The 15,569-nt window shown below is 40.0% G+C and carries 14 protein-coding genes and 1 pseudogene; 7 read left to right on the top strand and 8 right to left on the bottom strand.

Annotated elements, in window-relative coordinates:
* The first annotated feature begins 15 nt into the window (after positions 1 to 15).
* A complete protein-coding gene (gene fadB, locus ACX1N5_RS08010; RefSeq protein ID WP_458801553.1) occupies positions 16 to 2,169 on the top strand; it encodes a fatty acid oxidation complex subunit alpha FadB in 2,154 nt (717 codons plus the stop codon).
* A 12-nt stretch (positions 2,170 to 2,181) separates the two neighbouring features.
* The gene (fadA, locus tag ACX1N5_RS08005; RefSeq protein WP_458801555.1) at positions 2,182 to 3,354 is read left to right on the top strand and encodes an acetyl-CoA C-acyltransferase FadA; all 1,173 of its coding nucleotides are present in this window, start codon (positions 2,182 to 2,184) and stop codon (positions 3,352 to 3,354) included.
* Between the two features lie 42 nt (positions 3,355 to 3,396).
* Here fadA and ACX1N5_RS08000 read toward each other — a convergent pair whose 3' ends face one another.
* The 5 genes and pseudogenes from ACX1N5_RS08000 to ACX1N5_RS07980 form a co-directional block, all read right to left on the bottom strand.
* Positions 3,397 to 4,101, bottom strand: a complete 705-nt coding sequence (locus ACX1N5_RS08000) for a HipA N-terminal domain-containing protein (RefSeq protein ID WP_458801557.1) — start codon at positions 4,099 to 4,101, stop codon at positions 3,397 to 3,399.
* 49 nt (positions 4,102 to 4,150) lie between these two features.
* Positions 4,151 to 5,137, bottom strand: a complete 987-nt coding sequence (locus ACX1N5_RS07995; RefSeq protein ID WP_458801559.1) for a HipA domain-containing protein — start codon at positions 5,135 to 5,137, stop codon at positions 4,151 to 4,153.
* A 31-nt stretch (positions 5,138 to 5,168) separates the two neighbouring features.
* Positions 5,169 to 5,269: pseudogene (locus ACX1N5_RS07990) on the bottom strand (phosphatidate cytidylyltransferase); the annotation flags it as partial.
* 37 nt (positions 5,270 to 5,306) lie between these two features.
* Complete coding sequence (locus ACX1N5_RS07985) at positions 5,307 to 5,813, bottom strand: GNAT family N-acetyltransferase (protein ID WP_458801561.1); 507 nt, start codon at positions 5,811 to 5,813, stop codon at positions 5,307 to 5,309.
* Positions 5,814 to 5,852: 39 nt separating this feature from the next.
* A complete protein-coding gene (locus tag ACX1N5_RS07980; RefSeq protein WP_458801563.1) occupies positions 5,853 to 6,947 on the bottom strand; it encodes an SLAC1 family transporter in 1,095 nt (364 codons plus the stop codon).
* A 407-nt stretch (positions 6,948 to 7,354) separates the two neighbouring features.
* Here ACX1N5_RS07980 and ACX1N5_RS07975 point away from each other — a divergent pair, with 407 nt between their 5' ends.
* The 5 genes from ACX1N5_RS07975 (at position 7,355) to ACX1N5_RS07955 (ending at position 11,785) form a co-directional block, all read left to right on the top strand.
* Positions 7,355 to 8,050 carry a DsbA family oxidoreductase gene (locus tag ACX1N5_RS07975; protein WP_458801565.1) on the top strand — a complete coding sequence of 232 codons (696 nt, stop codon included), beginning with the start codon at positions 7,355 to 7,357 and terminating at the stop codon, positions 8,048 to 8,050.
* A gap of 171 nt (positions 8,051 to 8,221) precedes the next feature.
* On the top strand, positions 8,222 to 8,407 hold the full coding sequence (locus ACX1N5_RS07970; RefSeq protein WP_458801567.1) for a hypothetical protein: 186 nt from the start codon (positions 8,222 to 8,224) through the stop codon (positions 8,405 to 8,407).
* 10 nt (positions 8,408 to 8,417) lie between these two features.
* Entirely contained in the window at positions 8,418 to 9,695 is a 1,278-nt protein-coding gene (locus ACX1N5_RS07965; RefSeq protein WP_458801569.1) for a hypothetical protein, read from the top strand.
* Positions 9,696 to 9,809: 114 nt separating this feature from the next.
* Entirely contained in the window at positions 9,810 to 10,694 is an 885-nt protein-coding gene (locus ACX1N5_RS07960; protein ID WP_458801571.1) for a hypothetical protein, read from the top strand.
* A 179-nt stretch (positions 10,695 to 10,873) separates the two neighbouring features.
* Complete coding sequence (locus tag ACX1N5_RS07955) at positions 10,874 to 11,785, top strand: cation diffusion facilitator family transporter (RefSeq protein ID WP_458801573.1); 912 nt, start codon at positions 10,874 to 10,876, stop codon at positions 11,783 to 11,785.
* 70 nt (positions 11,786 to 11,855) lie between these two features.
* Here the strand turns inward: ACX1N5_RS07955 and htpG are convergent, their stop codons facing one another.
* From htpG to ACX1N5_RS07940, 3 genes are all read right to left on the bottom strand, one after another.
* Entirely contained in the window at positions 11,856 to 13,778 is a 1,923-nt protein-coding gene (gene htpG / locus ACX1N5_RS07950; protein WP_004749872.1) for a molecular chaperone HtpG, read from the bottom strand.
* A gap of 100 nt (positions 13,779 to 13,878) precedes the next feature.
* Positions 13,879 to 14,229 carry a lysozyme inhibitor LprI family protein gene (locus ACX1N5_RS07945; protein WP_458801575.1) on the bottom strand — a complete coding sequence of 117 codons (351 nt, stop codon included), beginning with the start codon at positions 14,227 to 14,229 and terminating at the stop codon, positions 13,879 to 13,881.
* A gap of 159 nt (positions 14,230 to 14,388) precedes the next feature.
* Complete coding sequence (locus tag ACX1N5_RS07940; protein WP_131381438.1) at positions 14,389 to 14,994, bottom strand: OmpW/AlkL family protein; 606 nt, start codon at positions 14,992 to 14,994, stop codon at positions 14,389 to 14,391.
* Between the last annotated feature and the right edge of the window lie 575 nt (positions 14,995 to 15,569).

Genomic DNA, 15,569 nt, shown 5'->3' with positions numbered 1-15,569 from the left:
AAAGGAGATCAGGGCATGATCCACGCTGGCAATGCCATTACCGTCCAAATGCTACAGGACGGAATTGCAGAATTCCGCTTTGACTTACTCGGTGAGTCGGTTAATAAATTCAATAAAGCCACCATTAATGACTTCCAAGCCGCAATCGCTGCGGTACAGGCACATCCTGAAATTCAAGGCTTAGTGGTAACCTCTGCCAAATCGACATTTATTGTCGGTGCAGACATTACTGAATTTGGGGAAAATTTTGCTCAAGGTGAGCAAGTGATTCAGGACTGGCTGGTAAGCATTCATCAAGTGTTTAACAGTTTTGAAGATTTGAATATCCCGAAAGTGGTTGCCATTAATGGCATGGCTTTGGGTGGCGGTTTTGAAATGTGTCTGGTGTGTGACTACCGCGTGATGGCACAATCGGCACAAGTTGGCTTACCTGAAATCAAACTTGGTCTCTTCCCTGGCTTTGGTGGCACAGTCCGTTTAAGCCGTATCATCGGGATTGACAATGCGGTTGAATGGATCGCTATGGCTGTCCCTAAAAAACCGGATGCTGCACTCAAAGATGGTGCAGTTGATGCTGTAGTTGCCGATGACAAAGTCGTTGTCGCCGCGATTGATTTGGTGAAACAAGCGATTGCTGGACGTCTGGACTGGAAAGCCAAACGTCAGGAAAAACTTGATCCAGTCAAACTCAATCAAATTGAACAAATGATGGCATTTACCACCGCCAAAGCTGCGGTGCTGTCTAAAGCCAACCCTGCCCAGTACCCAGCACCAAAACTGATGCTGGACTCACTACAAGCAGGTGCAACACTCACTCGTGATGAAGCAGTCAAAATCGAAGCGCAAGGCTTTGCCAAAGCTGCGGTGACGCCACAGGCAGAAGCCTTGATTGGTTTATTCATCAACGATCAGGTTGTGAAAAAAGCCTCGAAAAAACATGAGAAAGGTGCACATCCGATCAACCAAGCTGCAGTTTTAGGTGCAGGGATCATGGGCGGTGGTATTGCCTATCAGGCTGCAAGTAAAGGCACGCCGATTATTATGAAAGACATTGGCAACCCACAACTCGCATTGGGGATGTCTGAAGCCAACAAATTACTCACCAAACAAGTCGAACGTGGCAAATTAACTGCGGCAAAAATGGGCGAAACCCTGACCCGTATCCGTCCATCTTTAAGTTATGACGAATTTAAAGAAGTCGACATCATCATTGAAGCCGTGACTGAAAATCCAAAAGTCAAAGAAATGGTTCTTGCCGATGCCGAAAGCAAAGTGCGTGACAACACCATTCTTGCATCTAACACATCGACTATTTCGATTACCCGTTTGGCCAAAGCGCTAAAACGCCCTGAAAACTTTGTCGGCATGCACTTCTTTAACCCTGTGCATATGATGCCACTGGTAGAAGTGATTCGTGGTGAACACACCTCTGAAGAAGCGATTGCAACGACAGTTGTGTTGGCTCAGAAAATGGGTAAAACCCCGATTGTCGTCAATGACTGTCCAGGCTTCTTGGTTAACCGCGTTCTGTTCCCTTACTTCGGCGCATTTGATCTGTTACTCAAAGACGGTGCAGACTTCCAGCAAATCGACAAAGTCATGGAAAAATTTGGCTGGCCAATGGGCCCTGCTTACTTGATGGATGTCGTCGGTATCGATACAGGTGTACACGGTGCTGAGGTCATGGCAGAAGGCTTCCCTGACCGTATGAAACCAGACTTCAAAGGTTCAATCGAAACTTTATATGAAGCAAAACGCCTCGGTCAGAAAAATGATGTCGGTTTCTACAAATACGAACTCGACAAGAAAGGCAAAAAAGCCAAAACCGTTGATGCGACAACCTATGAACTGATTGCCGCTGTGGTCACAGGTGAGAAACGTGAGCTTGACCCTCAGGAAATCATTGACCGTATGATGTTGGCGCTCTGCAATGAAACGGTTCGTTGCCTAGAAGATAAAATTGTTGCTACACCACATGAAGCAGACATGGCAATGATCATGGGTATTGGTTTCCCTGCCTTCCGTGGTGGGCCATGCCGTTATATCGACCAGACTGGCGTCGCTGAATACGTGGCACTGTGCAACACCTATGCACATTTGGGCAAAGCCTATGAAGCACCGCAATTGCTGCGTGACATGGCTGAAAACAACAAGAAATTTTACGGTTAAGGAGCAGCGTGAATGACTACTTTAAATCCACGTGACGTTGTGATTGTTGATGGCGTGCGTACCGCCATGGGCAAATCCAAAAACGGAATGTTCCGCAATGTGCGTGCCGAGCATCTGTCGGCTGCCCTGATTCGTGCGTTGGTGGCACGTAACAGCTTTGACGTGAATGAAGTTGAAGATGTGCTTTGGGGCTGTGTGAATCAGACCCTTGAACAAGGCTGGAACATTGCCCGTAATGCTAGTTTGCTGGCAGGTTTGCCAAAAACCGTTGCAGGTCAAACCATCAACCGTTTGTGCGGTTCATCGATGCAGGCGATTCATACTGCGGCGGCTCAAATCGCCACACATCAAGGTGAAATCTTCATTATTGGTGGTGTGGAACACATGGGTCATGTCAACATGATGCATGGGGTTGACCTCAATCCTGAAGCGTCTAAACACTATGCCAAAGCCTCAAACATGATGGGCTTGACCGCAGAAATGCTGGGTCGCATGAATGGCATTAGCCGTGAAGAGCAAGATGCTTTTGGGGTTGAATCACATAAACGCGCTTGGGCAGCCACCCAAGAAGGTCGCTTTAAAAATGAGATTGTTGGCGTTGAAGGTCATAATGCTGATGGTTTTAAAATCTTCTGCGATGTCGATGAAGTGATTCGTGCCGATGCCAATCTGGCAGCTTTCCAAGCGCTTCGCCCTGCATTTGATCCAAAAGGCGGGACAGTAACCGCAGCAACCTCATCAGCACTGTCTGATGGTGCATCTGCCATGTTACTCATGTCCGCTGAACGTGCCAAAGATTTAGGTCTCAAACCACGTGCCGTGATTCGCTCAATGGCAGTGGCAGGTTGTGATGCGGCAATTATGGGTTATGGCCCTGTACCTGCGACACAAAAAGCCTTAAAACGTGCAGGCTTAAGTATATCTGACATTCAAACCATTGAACTGAATGAAGCCTTTGCTGCTCAAGGTTTGTCGGTACTCAAAGGCTTAGGTTTGTATGAGAAACAGGATATCGTCAATCTCAACGGCGGCGCAATTGCACTTGGTCACCCGCTTGGTTGTTCAGGCGCGCGTATTACCACGACCTTGCTCAATGTCATGGAGCAAAAAGATACTCAAATCGGTCTAGCGACTATGTGTATTGGTTTAGGTCAGGGTATTGCGACTATTATTGAACGTGTTTGATTTAAGCTTGAAAGAAAATCCCCGCTTAGTGCGGGGATTTTTTTAGATAGTTTCGAATTCTTGATAATTAAATGGTTCAAATTTATTAGGCCATTTAGTTTTTAATTCACACAGAACTTTGAATTGAGCAGGCGCATCTAAATTTACTTTTTTAACTTCAACATCAATATCTTGTGGACCAACATACTCCAAAAGATTTTTTAGATCTTTACATAGATAATGTGGAAGATAGCCAACTTTTAATTGAAAATCCTTCAATAAAATAGTTGCCTCGTCATCTACTGGATTTTCTTTATCAAATTGATAACTTAATTTATCGCCAGTTTGGATTAATTTTAAATTCTCTTTCTCTTTAGGATTTAAGTAATTAATACTACTTACAAAAAACTTTACTCTGTAAAATCCATCATCATTTTTAGGGAGGCTTACAATACGAAAATGATCAGTCTTTTTCTCACCACCAGAGATAGCCAATAGCTCTAAATAATCTTTTGAACTTACAGATAAGCCAGACCACTCAAACATACTGTCATGTTCTGGCCTACTTTCTGGCATTAATCTATTTTGAAAAAAAGTAAATAATTTATCCGACTTATAAATTTTGCTTTTGTCTTCCATACTCGGGAAGAAGCTAAAATTTTTATGATTTGCACCTTTTGTATATTGAAAAAGATAGCTATTCTCTGAAGACTGTACCAATTTAGCAACTGGATACCACATTCTAGTACCTGCTAAATCTTGCCACATTACGAAAACACTCTTCATTATGACAATCCCTTAATAACTCTAACAAACATTATAAAAACTCATTATTCAATTTTAGTAGATTTTCTTTGTTATGCTCTATTAATTGGTAAGTAAATTCCTTGGAAACATCAGACATTAAAGTATGTGGAACTTTATTAATTAAACCTCTTAAACACCCTTCATCCAAGAATCTTAATTTAGTTAACCAAGCCCTTGCTGCTTTTTTTTCAAGCATTCCATACTGATAAAAAACTTCAAGTAACTTCAGCTTTTTATTACTAGATGGATCTAAAAATTGTGAGCGGGCCTTCAATACATAAGATGCGACTTGTTGACCTTTATCTTTAGATAAAAGTCTAGTCTTTCTTTGAGCATCACTTTCATTCCTAGCCAAGCTAGCTCCATGATCATAACTAGGGGCCAAATGAGTAGCAGCTCTTACTGTACGAATCATTCCCCAATTTTCATTATGGCGATCTTGATTTGAAATCAAAGCATCAAACATTAGATAACCTACAAAAAATTCACTTGCTGTTTTAACATTAGGAAAACTATCAAAACCAATAGGTTTTCCCACTATCTTTTGAGTCATAATTTCATATACATCTTTTATGTACTGTATATTGGGATTTTCATCAGTAGATATTCTTAAATACTCTTGTAGAAGCTCATTACCTGAAGTTAAATATTCCCCTTTTTGAGAAATAAAATTCTGTGTAATTACCCCTCTCACACCATCATGAATAGCTAATTCATAATAAGCATGAGGTAAACCTATACATTGGGCTAACTCACATGAAATTTTTTCAGCCCAATCTTCACCAATTCTATCACCACCTTTAGACTCAATACTTTTAAAGAGATATTGTCTTTGTTGATCATCAACGTACCAGAATTTACTTTTAGTCCCTAACTGCTCAAATTGCTCAGACTCAAAATTAGAGATATCAAAAATTTCATAGTAACTTTCTCTATATTGCATAATTATATAACCAACTATTTGTCTAATTTTTTTTAATAACGATTGTAACGACACAAGTTGTCGTAAAACAATTTATTCACCCACTCTACCAAAACCGCAAAATATGAAAGAAAATTGGCGCAGAAAAACAGATTGAATCAATCCGATCGAGCCACCATACCCATGAATCAGTGAAGCTCGATCTTTTAAACTCATTTTTATTTCATCAAATTCTATAATTATATTAGCGAACCAATTTCTTTAAATGCAACAGCCGAATATTCTCAAATAATGGCTGCCCTACATTCGCATCGATTGGATAATCTTCAGTTTCACCTGTCAATACATAACCCCGACGCAAATAAAACTCGATTAATTCGGTACGACAAGACAGTACTGACATTTTAAAATCTGTAACCGCAAAATTTTCCTGAGCAAAATCTTCTGCAAACTGCAACACCTGTTTACCCAACCCTTGATTTTGCCACTGTGGATGTGTGGTCAACATACCAATATAGGCCTGATCTTTATGTTTCTGCACATGCACACAGGCAATCAGTGCAGCAGCATCAAACAACAACAGGATTTTAGAGTCAGCAATAAATAAATCCTGAAGCTGTTGAGCAGATATCCGATCTCCCTCAACCACATCGGCTTCTGATGTCCAACCCCGCAGATCTTGTGAGCGGTAAGATAGATTTACCAGCTCAACAATGTCTGGAATATACTGTTGTGTTGCTTCAATCAACATGATAGGTTCTGACTTCTTGTATTTTATTTCAGCATTAGATCATGCTTTTTCAAGCATTGACATTAAACATGGTGAAAAAAACAATGAACCCCGATAAGCGCCTTGTATGGTTTTTACCATCACCATTGCCCATAACAGCACAATACATCCCGCAAAGCTGAAACCGATATACAACAAAGCCTGACTCTGGATTTGCTGGGCAAGATTTAAAATCGCCAGATCAAACACACCCAAAGGAAAAGTCAGCCCCCACCATCCCAGATTAAAGCTCAACCCTGTACGACTATGTTTATAGATCGTAAACAATGCGATAGCGAACCACCACAACCCAAAGCCCAACAAAATAAAACTGATCCAAATGCCAGCATAATGCATCAAATTGCCGAGTTCGACCAAATGACAGGCTGCCAAAATACGTGGAGCTTGTTGTCCCAACAGCAGCAATGCCAGCGCACCTGTACCAATAGGTCCCAATGCCAGACAAACAGACATTGCCATTTGTGCTTCAGGTAAACGATGCAGTGCCAAGCGCAGCAATAAAATCGTTAATACTGCAAATGCGGGTAAAACTGACATTCCCCATAAAACATAGCAGCCAAAGAGTAAATTCATTGCAGCTTGACTGGCAGGCAAATGTGCGAGCAAAACACCTCCAGAGCTTGCCACCACTTCTGCCGTCACAATGGGTAATAACCAAATCGCCGTCATGGTGTTTAACTGATGCTGCTGATACACAAACATCAGCATCGGTACACCCACCGCCACAGTCACCGCCAAGATGACATCGATGCCCCATAACAACTCAGCCAAGGCCAAATGTTGCGGCATGAATTTAACCAGACCATTGATGATGGTTGCTAATCCCATTGGAATCGCGCCAAAGAAAAATGCCATGCTTGAATGTTGAAAAATCTGTTTGGCTTCATGAAAATAAAAAAGCCAACGTAAGCTATACAACACGACAAATAAGATAAACAGCACAATATTTGCCAACCACAATATACATGCCAATTCCTCACAAAATGCAGTCATCAGCGGAGATGCACTCAAGAGTAGTGCGACGACTCCGGTTCCCATATTGACCGTAAGCCAGTTCGGGGTGAAATGTCGAATCAACTGTTGTGGCTGTTGCATCACAAATATCCTGTGGGTATTTGTGATTATCTTAAAACAACCCAATTATCAATAAAATTGATTTATTTTTATTTAAAAAATAAGATTTACAAATATAAGATACATAAATCAAGCGTTCTTCAAAAACCATAACATTTGAATAAAAATCGAAGCTGTTTATCAATCTATATATATTTATTCATCCATCGACTATCTCGAGGCTTTCAATTGCCTACTTAAAGCGCTCATGTCCACACACTTGTAGATCTGGCTTTTTCACTGAAGGGTAAATCTACGACCTTGCTGATAAAAATAAATATCGTTCTTTTATGGTTATCGCTTAAATATCAGCAGGCTGTTATGGCACAGCTTTTCATTCCCCAATCTAAGCTTTACTATGCAAAGTCTATTTATCAGAGAATCTGAATATGCGTGTAGATATTTGGTCAGATGTGGTCTGCCCGTTTTGCTATATTGGCAAAAAGCGTTTAGAACATGTCGCACAAGAAGCAGGCATTGAACTTGACATTCATTGGCATAGTTTTGAGCTCGACCCAGATGCACCAGCCAGACATACGCTGAGCAATACTGAGCGTCTAGCCCAAAAATACGGTCGCAGTTTTGCCGAAATGCAGGATATGGAACGCAATGTTGCTGCGCTTGCTGCCAGTGAGGGCATTGACTTCCAGTGGGAAAAAGCCAATTCAGGCAATAGTTTCAATGCGCATCGCATTATTCATCTGGCACAAAGTAAAGGTCTGGGTAATCAAGCCAAAGAAGCATTTTTTCATGCCTACATGACCGAAGGTTTGGCGATTGGTGAACGTGAAGTCATCGAAGAAATTGCCTCACGTATCGGGCTAGATCATGCCGAAGTTGAGTATGTACTCGATTCAGACGAGTTTGCCGAATTTGTGCGTCATGATGAAAAAATTGCACATGAACAGCTCAATATTTCAGGTGTACCTTTTTTTGTCTTTGAACAAAAGTTCGCACTTTCAGGCGCTCAGCCGCGCGAAATCTTCTTACAAGCCCTGCAACAAGCGACTCATATTCAACAGAATACCGATGCAGCTCGTTGTGATGATGAGCAATGTCAAATCCCACCTTCAGCAGCGCAGTAAATCTGCGCTTTTTTAAAACCAGAAAATGCCACACTATTCATATTAAATATTAATTATATAAATGAGTTACAAATTATTTAACGATCTAAAAATGTTTTTATTAAACATATGTTTTAAACTGAATGAAGTTGTTTATAATTAAAGCCATCTGTGCTTTTTAGTCAGGCTACCATGCTAAAGTTACAAGAATTTTTACAAGAAAAAGTTCGCTATGATCAGCTGAATTTAGACGAACTGATCGAACTTGCAAACTACTATACAAATCAAGAGACTAAAGAATATCGGATGCTGGAATTAGCCCTGAATCAGATACTGACACAATATCTCAACAAAGCTAAAAACTATATTAGCAAGTGAGCTATTAACAATGAATTTATTAGAAAAAGCATTACTGATTAAAGATATTCATCAAACTATTGTCATGATTGACAATGAGCATCTCCCCCTGTTTAAGCGTGCTCAGGCAACCCACCATCTCAAAGAAATTTTTCAACTCTGTGAAAAACCAATTACCTTTCGGACACCGAAAGGAACACATATTGCTTCTGAAGCACATGTGCATTTAAGTAATGAACTGCTGAAGCTGTCCAAATTTAAAAATAGCTATCGGGGGTTGTTTTATGACCGCTCCTTACTGTTACAGGCGCTGAATCAGAACCCCAACATGGGATGGGCAATTTTATATAATCAGGAAGAGCGGCTTTGGCAAGTCTGGCTCATTCCACAAGCGCGACGTGGGGCTATTCACTGTAGTTGGAAAGGACATTTAAACGAAGGCTATCAATGGATGTTACAGCAACAAAACCTGTTGCAGTGTTTACTGACAGATGATGAATTTAATGAACGTCTGGGTATTCAACCTGCAGTTCGGGCAGAACAGCAAACGCCCGACCAGTTACCGAGCGTTGAAATTTCAGATGACATGCCTCAACAGCCTTCTGCAGAAAAAATCGATCATTCAATCAATATTCACCAAACTTCCCCGATTCGAATTGAAGGTTTTAGCCAGTTATGTTTTGAAGTCATTTTTCAAAGTCATGACCATATTTCAAACTACCTCACCTGCTTTAGTTTGTCTCAACGGGTCAATGAAATGCAGCAGGCTCCGACAGTCGTTGCTGAACGCATCAATACAAACGGGCAGTTTTTAGGCTATATTGCCATTTTAGGCATTCGTGATATTCAGACCGCAGGGCAGCTCGCACAGCAATATTGTTTGCAGACCGATACGATCTTAGCCAGTGTCAAAACCCTCTCATGGGGTCAGTTTCAGGCCAGTTATGACCGCATTGAACTCCTCTTCAATGAGTATTTAAATGCCAAAAATCTGTGGCAACAGCAATATATGTACCCGTTTATTCCAGCCTCAATGATTTTGCCGCAGCGTTTTATTCCTTTTGAAGAAAGTGAAGCCAATTTAGAAACCCCCTTGCTACTGATTAAAGAACGACAAAAGTATCGGGTCTTGCATGGTGAAAAACGGCTACAACTTGACCCTGACGAGCTCGGTTATCCATGTATTTTGTTTTCACGCCAAGATGGGGTGAGCTGGCAACTATTTCGTGAAATTATCGAGGTCTTGCCTCAACCCATTCGTGCAGAAACTTTATATGCTCAAACCCAAAAACTGTTGGCAGAACATTAGTTTTTAAGCAGCTTTTAAAATAGCAGATTTATTCTCATATGCTACATCAATGCTTTTGATGATTTTATGCCCATGATTTATTTCAATGCTTTTATAAATCGAAAATTGCTGATTATGACACTATTTGTTTCTACAAATACTGTTGCAAACCAATTACTTAACCAAGAACAACAACATCACTTATTCTCATTTTCCAATGAAAATATCTGTCGGTTACACAATCTGCAACCCTCACGGTTATGGCCACCTTCGCCATTTCAAAATTTACCAGAAAATCCATATGCGCCTGAGTTTGATCCCTATTCACCACAACTCAGTGAAGAGCTAATGGCCGTATTTTCTCAAGATTCTTTGGCAGAAAAAGCACAAAAAGCTGAGCAGAATCGTCGTAAACGCCGCATATTTGGTGAAAACCGTACACAGAAAGCAGTCCATAAAAAAACCAGTACTGACAATCACTGGGTCAAACATGTGCTGTCAGATTTATCCAAAATGTTACCTTTTCAAAATGATATGAACCTGGGGTCAAATTCACCTTCTGATGTTTATGTTGAACTCAGCGCTGAAAAAAACTGGAAGCTCACCCCAAAATTTAGCTTTAACGCGGCGCAAACTTTTCGCTATGGTGCACAAAGCCGTAACTACTCGGAAACCAATTTTAAACTTACACAGCAAGAGTCTAAAACAACGCTTGCATCAACACAGTTTTCAGTCGTCAAAACCTTTGATGAAACCTATACCTGGGATAACCATCTATTTCGCCAGCAGCAATTTCCTAACGACAAGCGTTTAACTTATGGGATTTATTCGAGCGGTATTTATGACAAGACCAAGCGTGATATCGAGTTACAAAGCTGGGGACCTTATGTCTCTTGGCGAAGACCATTATTGTATAACTGGATTTATATCGAAAATGAAGTCTCTTATTACAAGGAGTTAACCAATAATGAGGGACGTCATATTTTCAGTACCTCACTACAATTTCAAACTAACTTCTAAACCAACAGATAGATTGATCAAGATAAGAAGCATTTCCAAAGTGAAATTATTTTCAATATCCCCAAGATTATTATTAACTAAATAACTGATTTTTAAATATTTTTTAAAAAATAACAATTCAATTTGGCTAAAAAATAGCGTAAACTTGGCTTTCCTTCTGCAGCTATTTCATTTTACTTATGTTAATACCGCATTTTGATGATACTCATGAAGATGATTTCATTCATCCAGAACAACGGGCTAAAGCTGCCAGTAAAACCACTTGGGTCAGCGTGGTCGTCAATTTATGTCTATCTATTTTGCAAATCATGATCGGTATTTTTTCTAAATCACAAGGTCTAGTTGCCGATGGTATTCACTCTTTAAGTGATTTAGTTGCTGACTTTATTGTATTAATTGCCAATCACTTTAGCCAGAAAGATGCCGATGATGATCACCCATTTGGGCACTATCGCTTTGAAAATGCAGCTTCTTTTGTACTAGGACTTCTATTGGTCGGTGTAGGGGTTGGCATGTCGATCTCTGCAATTAATAAAATTATGCATCATGAACAGATTGCACAAGTACATAGCGTTGCGATTTATGTTGCAGCGACTGCCCTGATCGCTAAAGAACTGCTATTCCGTTACATGCTTCGTATCGCCAAACAAGTCAAATCCAGCATGCTAGTCGCAAATGCCTGGCATGCGCGTTCGGATGCTGCCTCATCTTTGGTGGTGATGGTCGGTATTATTGGTAACATCATGGGTTATCCGATTTTAGACCCGATAGCAGCTTTGATCGTTGGCTTTATTATTTTAAAAATGGGTGTTGAGTTCGGTTGGGACGCGCTGAGTGATTTGATGGATCGTGCTGCCGATGAAAGTGAAGTCGAGGCGATTCGCCAAACCTTTTTAACAACAACTGGTATCAGTGGCGTACATAACATCCGTAGCCGTAAAATGGGTGACATGATTATTGTTGATGCACATATCGAAGTTGAGGGTTCACTCAGTGTACGTGAAGGCCACGATATTGCGGTCAATGTCCGAAACCAGATTATGCAGAAACATCGAGTGATTGATGTGATTACCCATATTGATCCTGTATAAATTTTACTTTCTGTCTTTAGAAAAATAAAAAGCCTCTGATTTACAGAGGCTTTTTAGATTTAACACACTATTATTTTAATAACAGGCTGTTAATCCGTTTTACATATGCCGCAGGGTCTTCAGGTAAGCCACCTTCTGCAATCACGGCCTGATCAAAGATCACATTGGCTAAGTCATCAAACTGCTCTGAGCTATCAAGTTTTTTCACCAAGGGGTGTTCAGGGTTAATTTCAAGAATCGGCTTGCTTTCAGGTACTGCCTGACCTGCCTGTTTCAACATGCGCAGTAACTGTGGTGACAGTTCGCCCTCACTGGTGACTAAGCATGCAGGTGAATCCACCAAACGGGTCGTTACACGTACTTCTTTGGTTTTGTCTTTGAGTGAGTCAGACAATTTTTCAACCACTGGTTTGAAATCTTCAGCGGCTTTTTCCAGTGCCTTTTTCTCTTCAGCATCTTGCAAGTCGCCTAAGTCTACCGCACCTTTAGACACGCTTTGCATTGGCGTACCATCGAACTCATGAACAAAGTTCATTGCCCATTCATCGACACGGTCTGCCATCAACAATACTTCGATGCCTTTTTTCTTGAAGACTTCAAGTTGTGGCGAGTTTTTCGCAGCCGCTAAACTGTCAGCAGTCACGTAATAGATGGCTTTTTGCCCTTCTTTCATACGTGCCTTATAGTCAGCTAAAGAAGTGCTGATTTCGTCGTTATTTGATGTCGCAAAACGTAAGATTTTTAAAATACGCTCGCGGTTACCAAAGTCCTCACCCAAACCTTCTTTGAGTACAGCACCAAATTCAGCATAGAACTGCTTGAATTTTTCCTGATCTTTTTCGTCTTCTGATTTGGCTAAACCATCAATTACAGTCAAGATACGGCGCGCATTACCCTCACGAATGGTTTTGACATCGCGGCTTTCTTGTAACAATTCACGGCTGACATTCAATGGCAAGTCAGCGCTGTCCACAACCCCTTGTACAAAACGTAAATAATTTGGAATCAGGTTGTCTGCATCATCCATAATAAACACGCGTTTTACGTACAGCTTGATGCCTGCTTTCGCTTCACGGGTGAAAATATCTTGAGGTGCTTTGCTTGGAATATATAAAAGCTGAGTATATTCAGTATTACCTTCAACACGGTTATGCGCCCACGCCAGTGGTGCTTCATAGTCATGAGTTAAGTTTTTATAGAATTCAACATATTGCTCTTCAGTCACGTCATTTTTGTTACGTGTCCACAGCGCACTTGCCGAGTTAACCGCTTCCCATTCGTCAGTTTTAACGTACTGACCTGCTTTCGGTTCTTCACCTTCAGCCACTTCTTCTTGCTGCCAAACTTCTTTTTGCATTTGAATTGGCAAGCTAATGTGGTCAGAGTATTTGTTGATGATTTGCTTAACTTTATAAGATTCTAAGTAATCCAGCTTATCTTCACGCAAATGCAAAATAATGTCTGTACCGCGTGAAGCTTTTTCAATTTGTTCAACTTCAAACTCGCCTGTACCGCCACTAATCCAGCGAACCCCTTCAGATGCAGCTACCCCTGCACGACGTGACTCGACTGTAATTTTATCGGCAGCAATAAAACCCGAGTAAAAGCCAACGCCAAACTGACCGATCAACTGAGCATCCGATTTTTGATCACCTGTCAGTTTAGACATAAAGTCCTTGGTACCTGACTTGGCAATTGTTCCCAGATTTTCAATCGCTTCTTGTGCCGTTAAACCAATCCCGTTATCCGAAATGGTAATGGTTTTTTGTTCTTTATCTAAACTGACACGTACATGCAAATCAGCATCATCTTCATAAAATTCTGGATGATTGATACCTTCAAAACGCAATTTATCACACGCATCTGACGCATTTGAAATCAATTCACGTAAGAAGATTTCTGGGTTGGAATATAGTGAATGTGTCACGAGATGCAAAAGTTGGGCAACTTCTGCTTGGAAACTATAATTTTGTGACGCTTTTTGTTCGCTCATGAATCACTCCTTTAAATATACATCGGTATTTTTTCTTGAATGCTTTATGAATGGAGTAATTCTGAAATTTTTCAATGCTTACAATATAATTTTTTTCACCCTAAAAAGGTCCATGATTCAAAATACGCTGCTGAATCATTGTATCGAGCTGTTGTTGGCGCTGCTCATAAGCTTTGCTTAAACAAGGAACATTTGCTCCGCAGGCATTACGGGATTGGAGCCATTGCCATTGAATTTCTTTCTGTTGATCACGTCCACCCATGGGCAAGGCATGCAGGATAATTTGATAGGTGGTTGCCATTTTCACATCAGCATCATTCAGTGAACGTCGCTGGCAAATGGTTTTTTCTGCCTTTAAACGGGCTTTGTCACAAGAAAAACTGGCTGCCTGAGCTTGCGAATAAATTCCCAAAACCAAAATACAAAATCCGATAGATAATTGAGTCATCATACTTTCCTCTATAATCTGTCTGGTCACTCTAGTCTAAAGTTTAAAAGCTCTCCAACCCATTATATTTATAAGGCAATTCAGTACATCTACTGTATCAGGCATAAAAAAACCTCATTCAAATGAATGAGGTTTTTAATTCTAACTCTGTTGCAAAGAGACTTAGAAACGGTAGCTATAACCAACGGTATAAACCCAAGGGTTCACATCTAAAGTACCAATTTTTGTACCATTGACTTTAAGCTCAGAACCAATGTCTGCATAACGCACATCTACGAAAACACCCCAGTTTTTCGCATCAGCAGGCTGGAAGTTAAAACCGACTTGACCTGCAACGCCATAAGCATTGTCTGCTTTAAGCTTAGCGCCATCAACAGCAATTTTTTCACCCCATGGAATCACTGCTGTAGCACCTACACCAATATATGGCGTAAAGCGAGTTGAGTTTTTAAAATTATATTTAACAGTCAATGTTGGTGGTAATTCTTTAAAAGATGCAATTTTTTGACCATTTGTTTTTACATCATGCTTCAATGGTGTTGCCAACAACAATTCAGCAGAAACATTACTTTGACCAAAGAAATATTCTACAGATGGTGTAAAGCTGTATGCGCTATCAGCTTTAACGTGCGTTAACGCACCATTTGCCAATGTATTATTATCTTCTGACGGAGCAACAACGCTGCCACCAACTTTCACTTGCCAATTACCTGCAAATGTTGCAGATGAAGCCGCTAATAATGCTAGGACTAATGTTTTTTTCAACATGTTAATAACCCCTTTTATAAATTAATTAAATATTAAGAGCTGATTTAAACGAATGCAATACATTTTTTAACAACAACCAAAACATTATTTATAATATATTGTTTTAATTAAAATTTATTTTTAAATCATATTGATTTAGTTGGGTTTTAAAATAACAATTTATTATATCAAACTATTTTAATCTGATTTAAAAACGATTAATCCAACCTTTTTAATCTGATTATAATAATATTATTCCAACCGTTTTAATCTGATTTAAAACAATTAACTTATAATTAATTATCATAAATAAAACAATTTTTGAAACAAGTTTATTTTAAATAATATTTGTGATTATTATGCTAAGCTTATTTTTTAATTTTCAAAAATCAGCATCCCTCATACAAGATTCAACCTATACCAAGATCTGCCCAAGGCATTTTCATAGTACAAAACAACTGTTTCAATTTGGCAGATCTGGATTGACTTAAATAGCTGAATGGGTGTTCACCAAGCTAATGTTGAGTTGAAAAATAATGAACGTAATTATTGTTGTAATTAATTTCTATAACATGATCATTGGTCAAAAAATAAAG

This window comes from Acinetobacter sp. ANC 4636 (assembly GCF_054454555.1).
This window is presented reverse-complemented; position numbering and strand designations above follow the sequence as displayed.

What these genes read in the sequence shown, in the direction of transcription:
- fadB (WP_458801553.1), top strand. Translation starts at nt 16, where the DNA reads ATGATCCACGCTGGCAATGCCATTACCGTCCAAATGCTACAGGACGGA.
- fadA (WP_458801555.1), top strand. Translation starts at nt 2,182, where the DNA reads ATGACTACTTTAAATCCACGTGACGTTGTGATTGTTGATGGCGTGCGT.
- ACX1N5_RS08000 (WP_458801557.1), bottom strand. Translation starts at nt 4,101, where the DNA reads ATGTGGCAAGATTTAGCAGGTACTAGAATGTGGTATCCAGTTGCTAAA.
- ACX1N5_RS07985 (WP_458801561.1), bottom strand. Translation starts at nt 5,813, where the DNA reads ATGTTGATTGAAGCAACACAACAGTATATTCCAGACATTGTTGAGCTG.
- ACX1N5_RS07980 (WP_458801563.1), bottom strand. Translation starts at nt 6,947, where the DNA reads ATGCAACAGCCACAACAGTTGATTCGACATTTCACCCCGAACTGGCTT.
- ACX1N5_RS07975 (WP_458801565.1), top strand. Translation starts at nt 7,355, where the DNA reads ATGCGTGTAGATATTTGGTCAGATGTGGTCTGCCCGTTTTGCTATATT.
- ACX1N5_RS07970 (WP_458801567.1), top strand. Translation starts at nt 8,222, where the DNA reads ATGCTAAAGTTACAAGAATTTTTACAAGAAAAAGTTCGCTATGATCAG.
- ACX1N5_RS07965 (WP_458801569.1), top strand. Translation starts at nt 8,418, where the DNA reads ATGAATTTATTAGAAAAAGCATTACTGATTAAAGATATTCATCAAACT.
- ACX1N5_RS07960 (WP_458801571.1), top strand. Translation starts at nt 9,810, where the DNA reads ATGACACTATTTGTTTCTACAAATACTGTTGCAAACCAATTACTTAAC.
- ACX1N5_RS07955 (WP_458801573.1), top strand. Translation starts at nt 10,874, where the DNA reads ATGTTAATACCGCATTTTGATGATACTCATGAAGATGATTTCATTCAT.
- htpG (WP_004749872.1), bottom strand. Translation starts at nt 13,778, where the DNA reads ATGAGCGAACAAAAAGCGTCACAAAATTATAGTTTCCAAGCAGAAGTT.
- ACX1N5_RS07945 (WP_458801575.1), bottom strand. Translation starts at nt 14,229, where the DNA reads ATGATGACTCAATTATCTATCGGATTTTGTATTTTGGTTTTGGGAATT.
- ACX1N5_RS07940 (WP_131381438.1), bottom strand. Translation starts at nt 14,994, where the DNA reads ATGTTGAAAAAAACATTAGTCCTAGCATTATTAGCGGCTTCATCTGCA.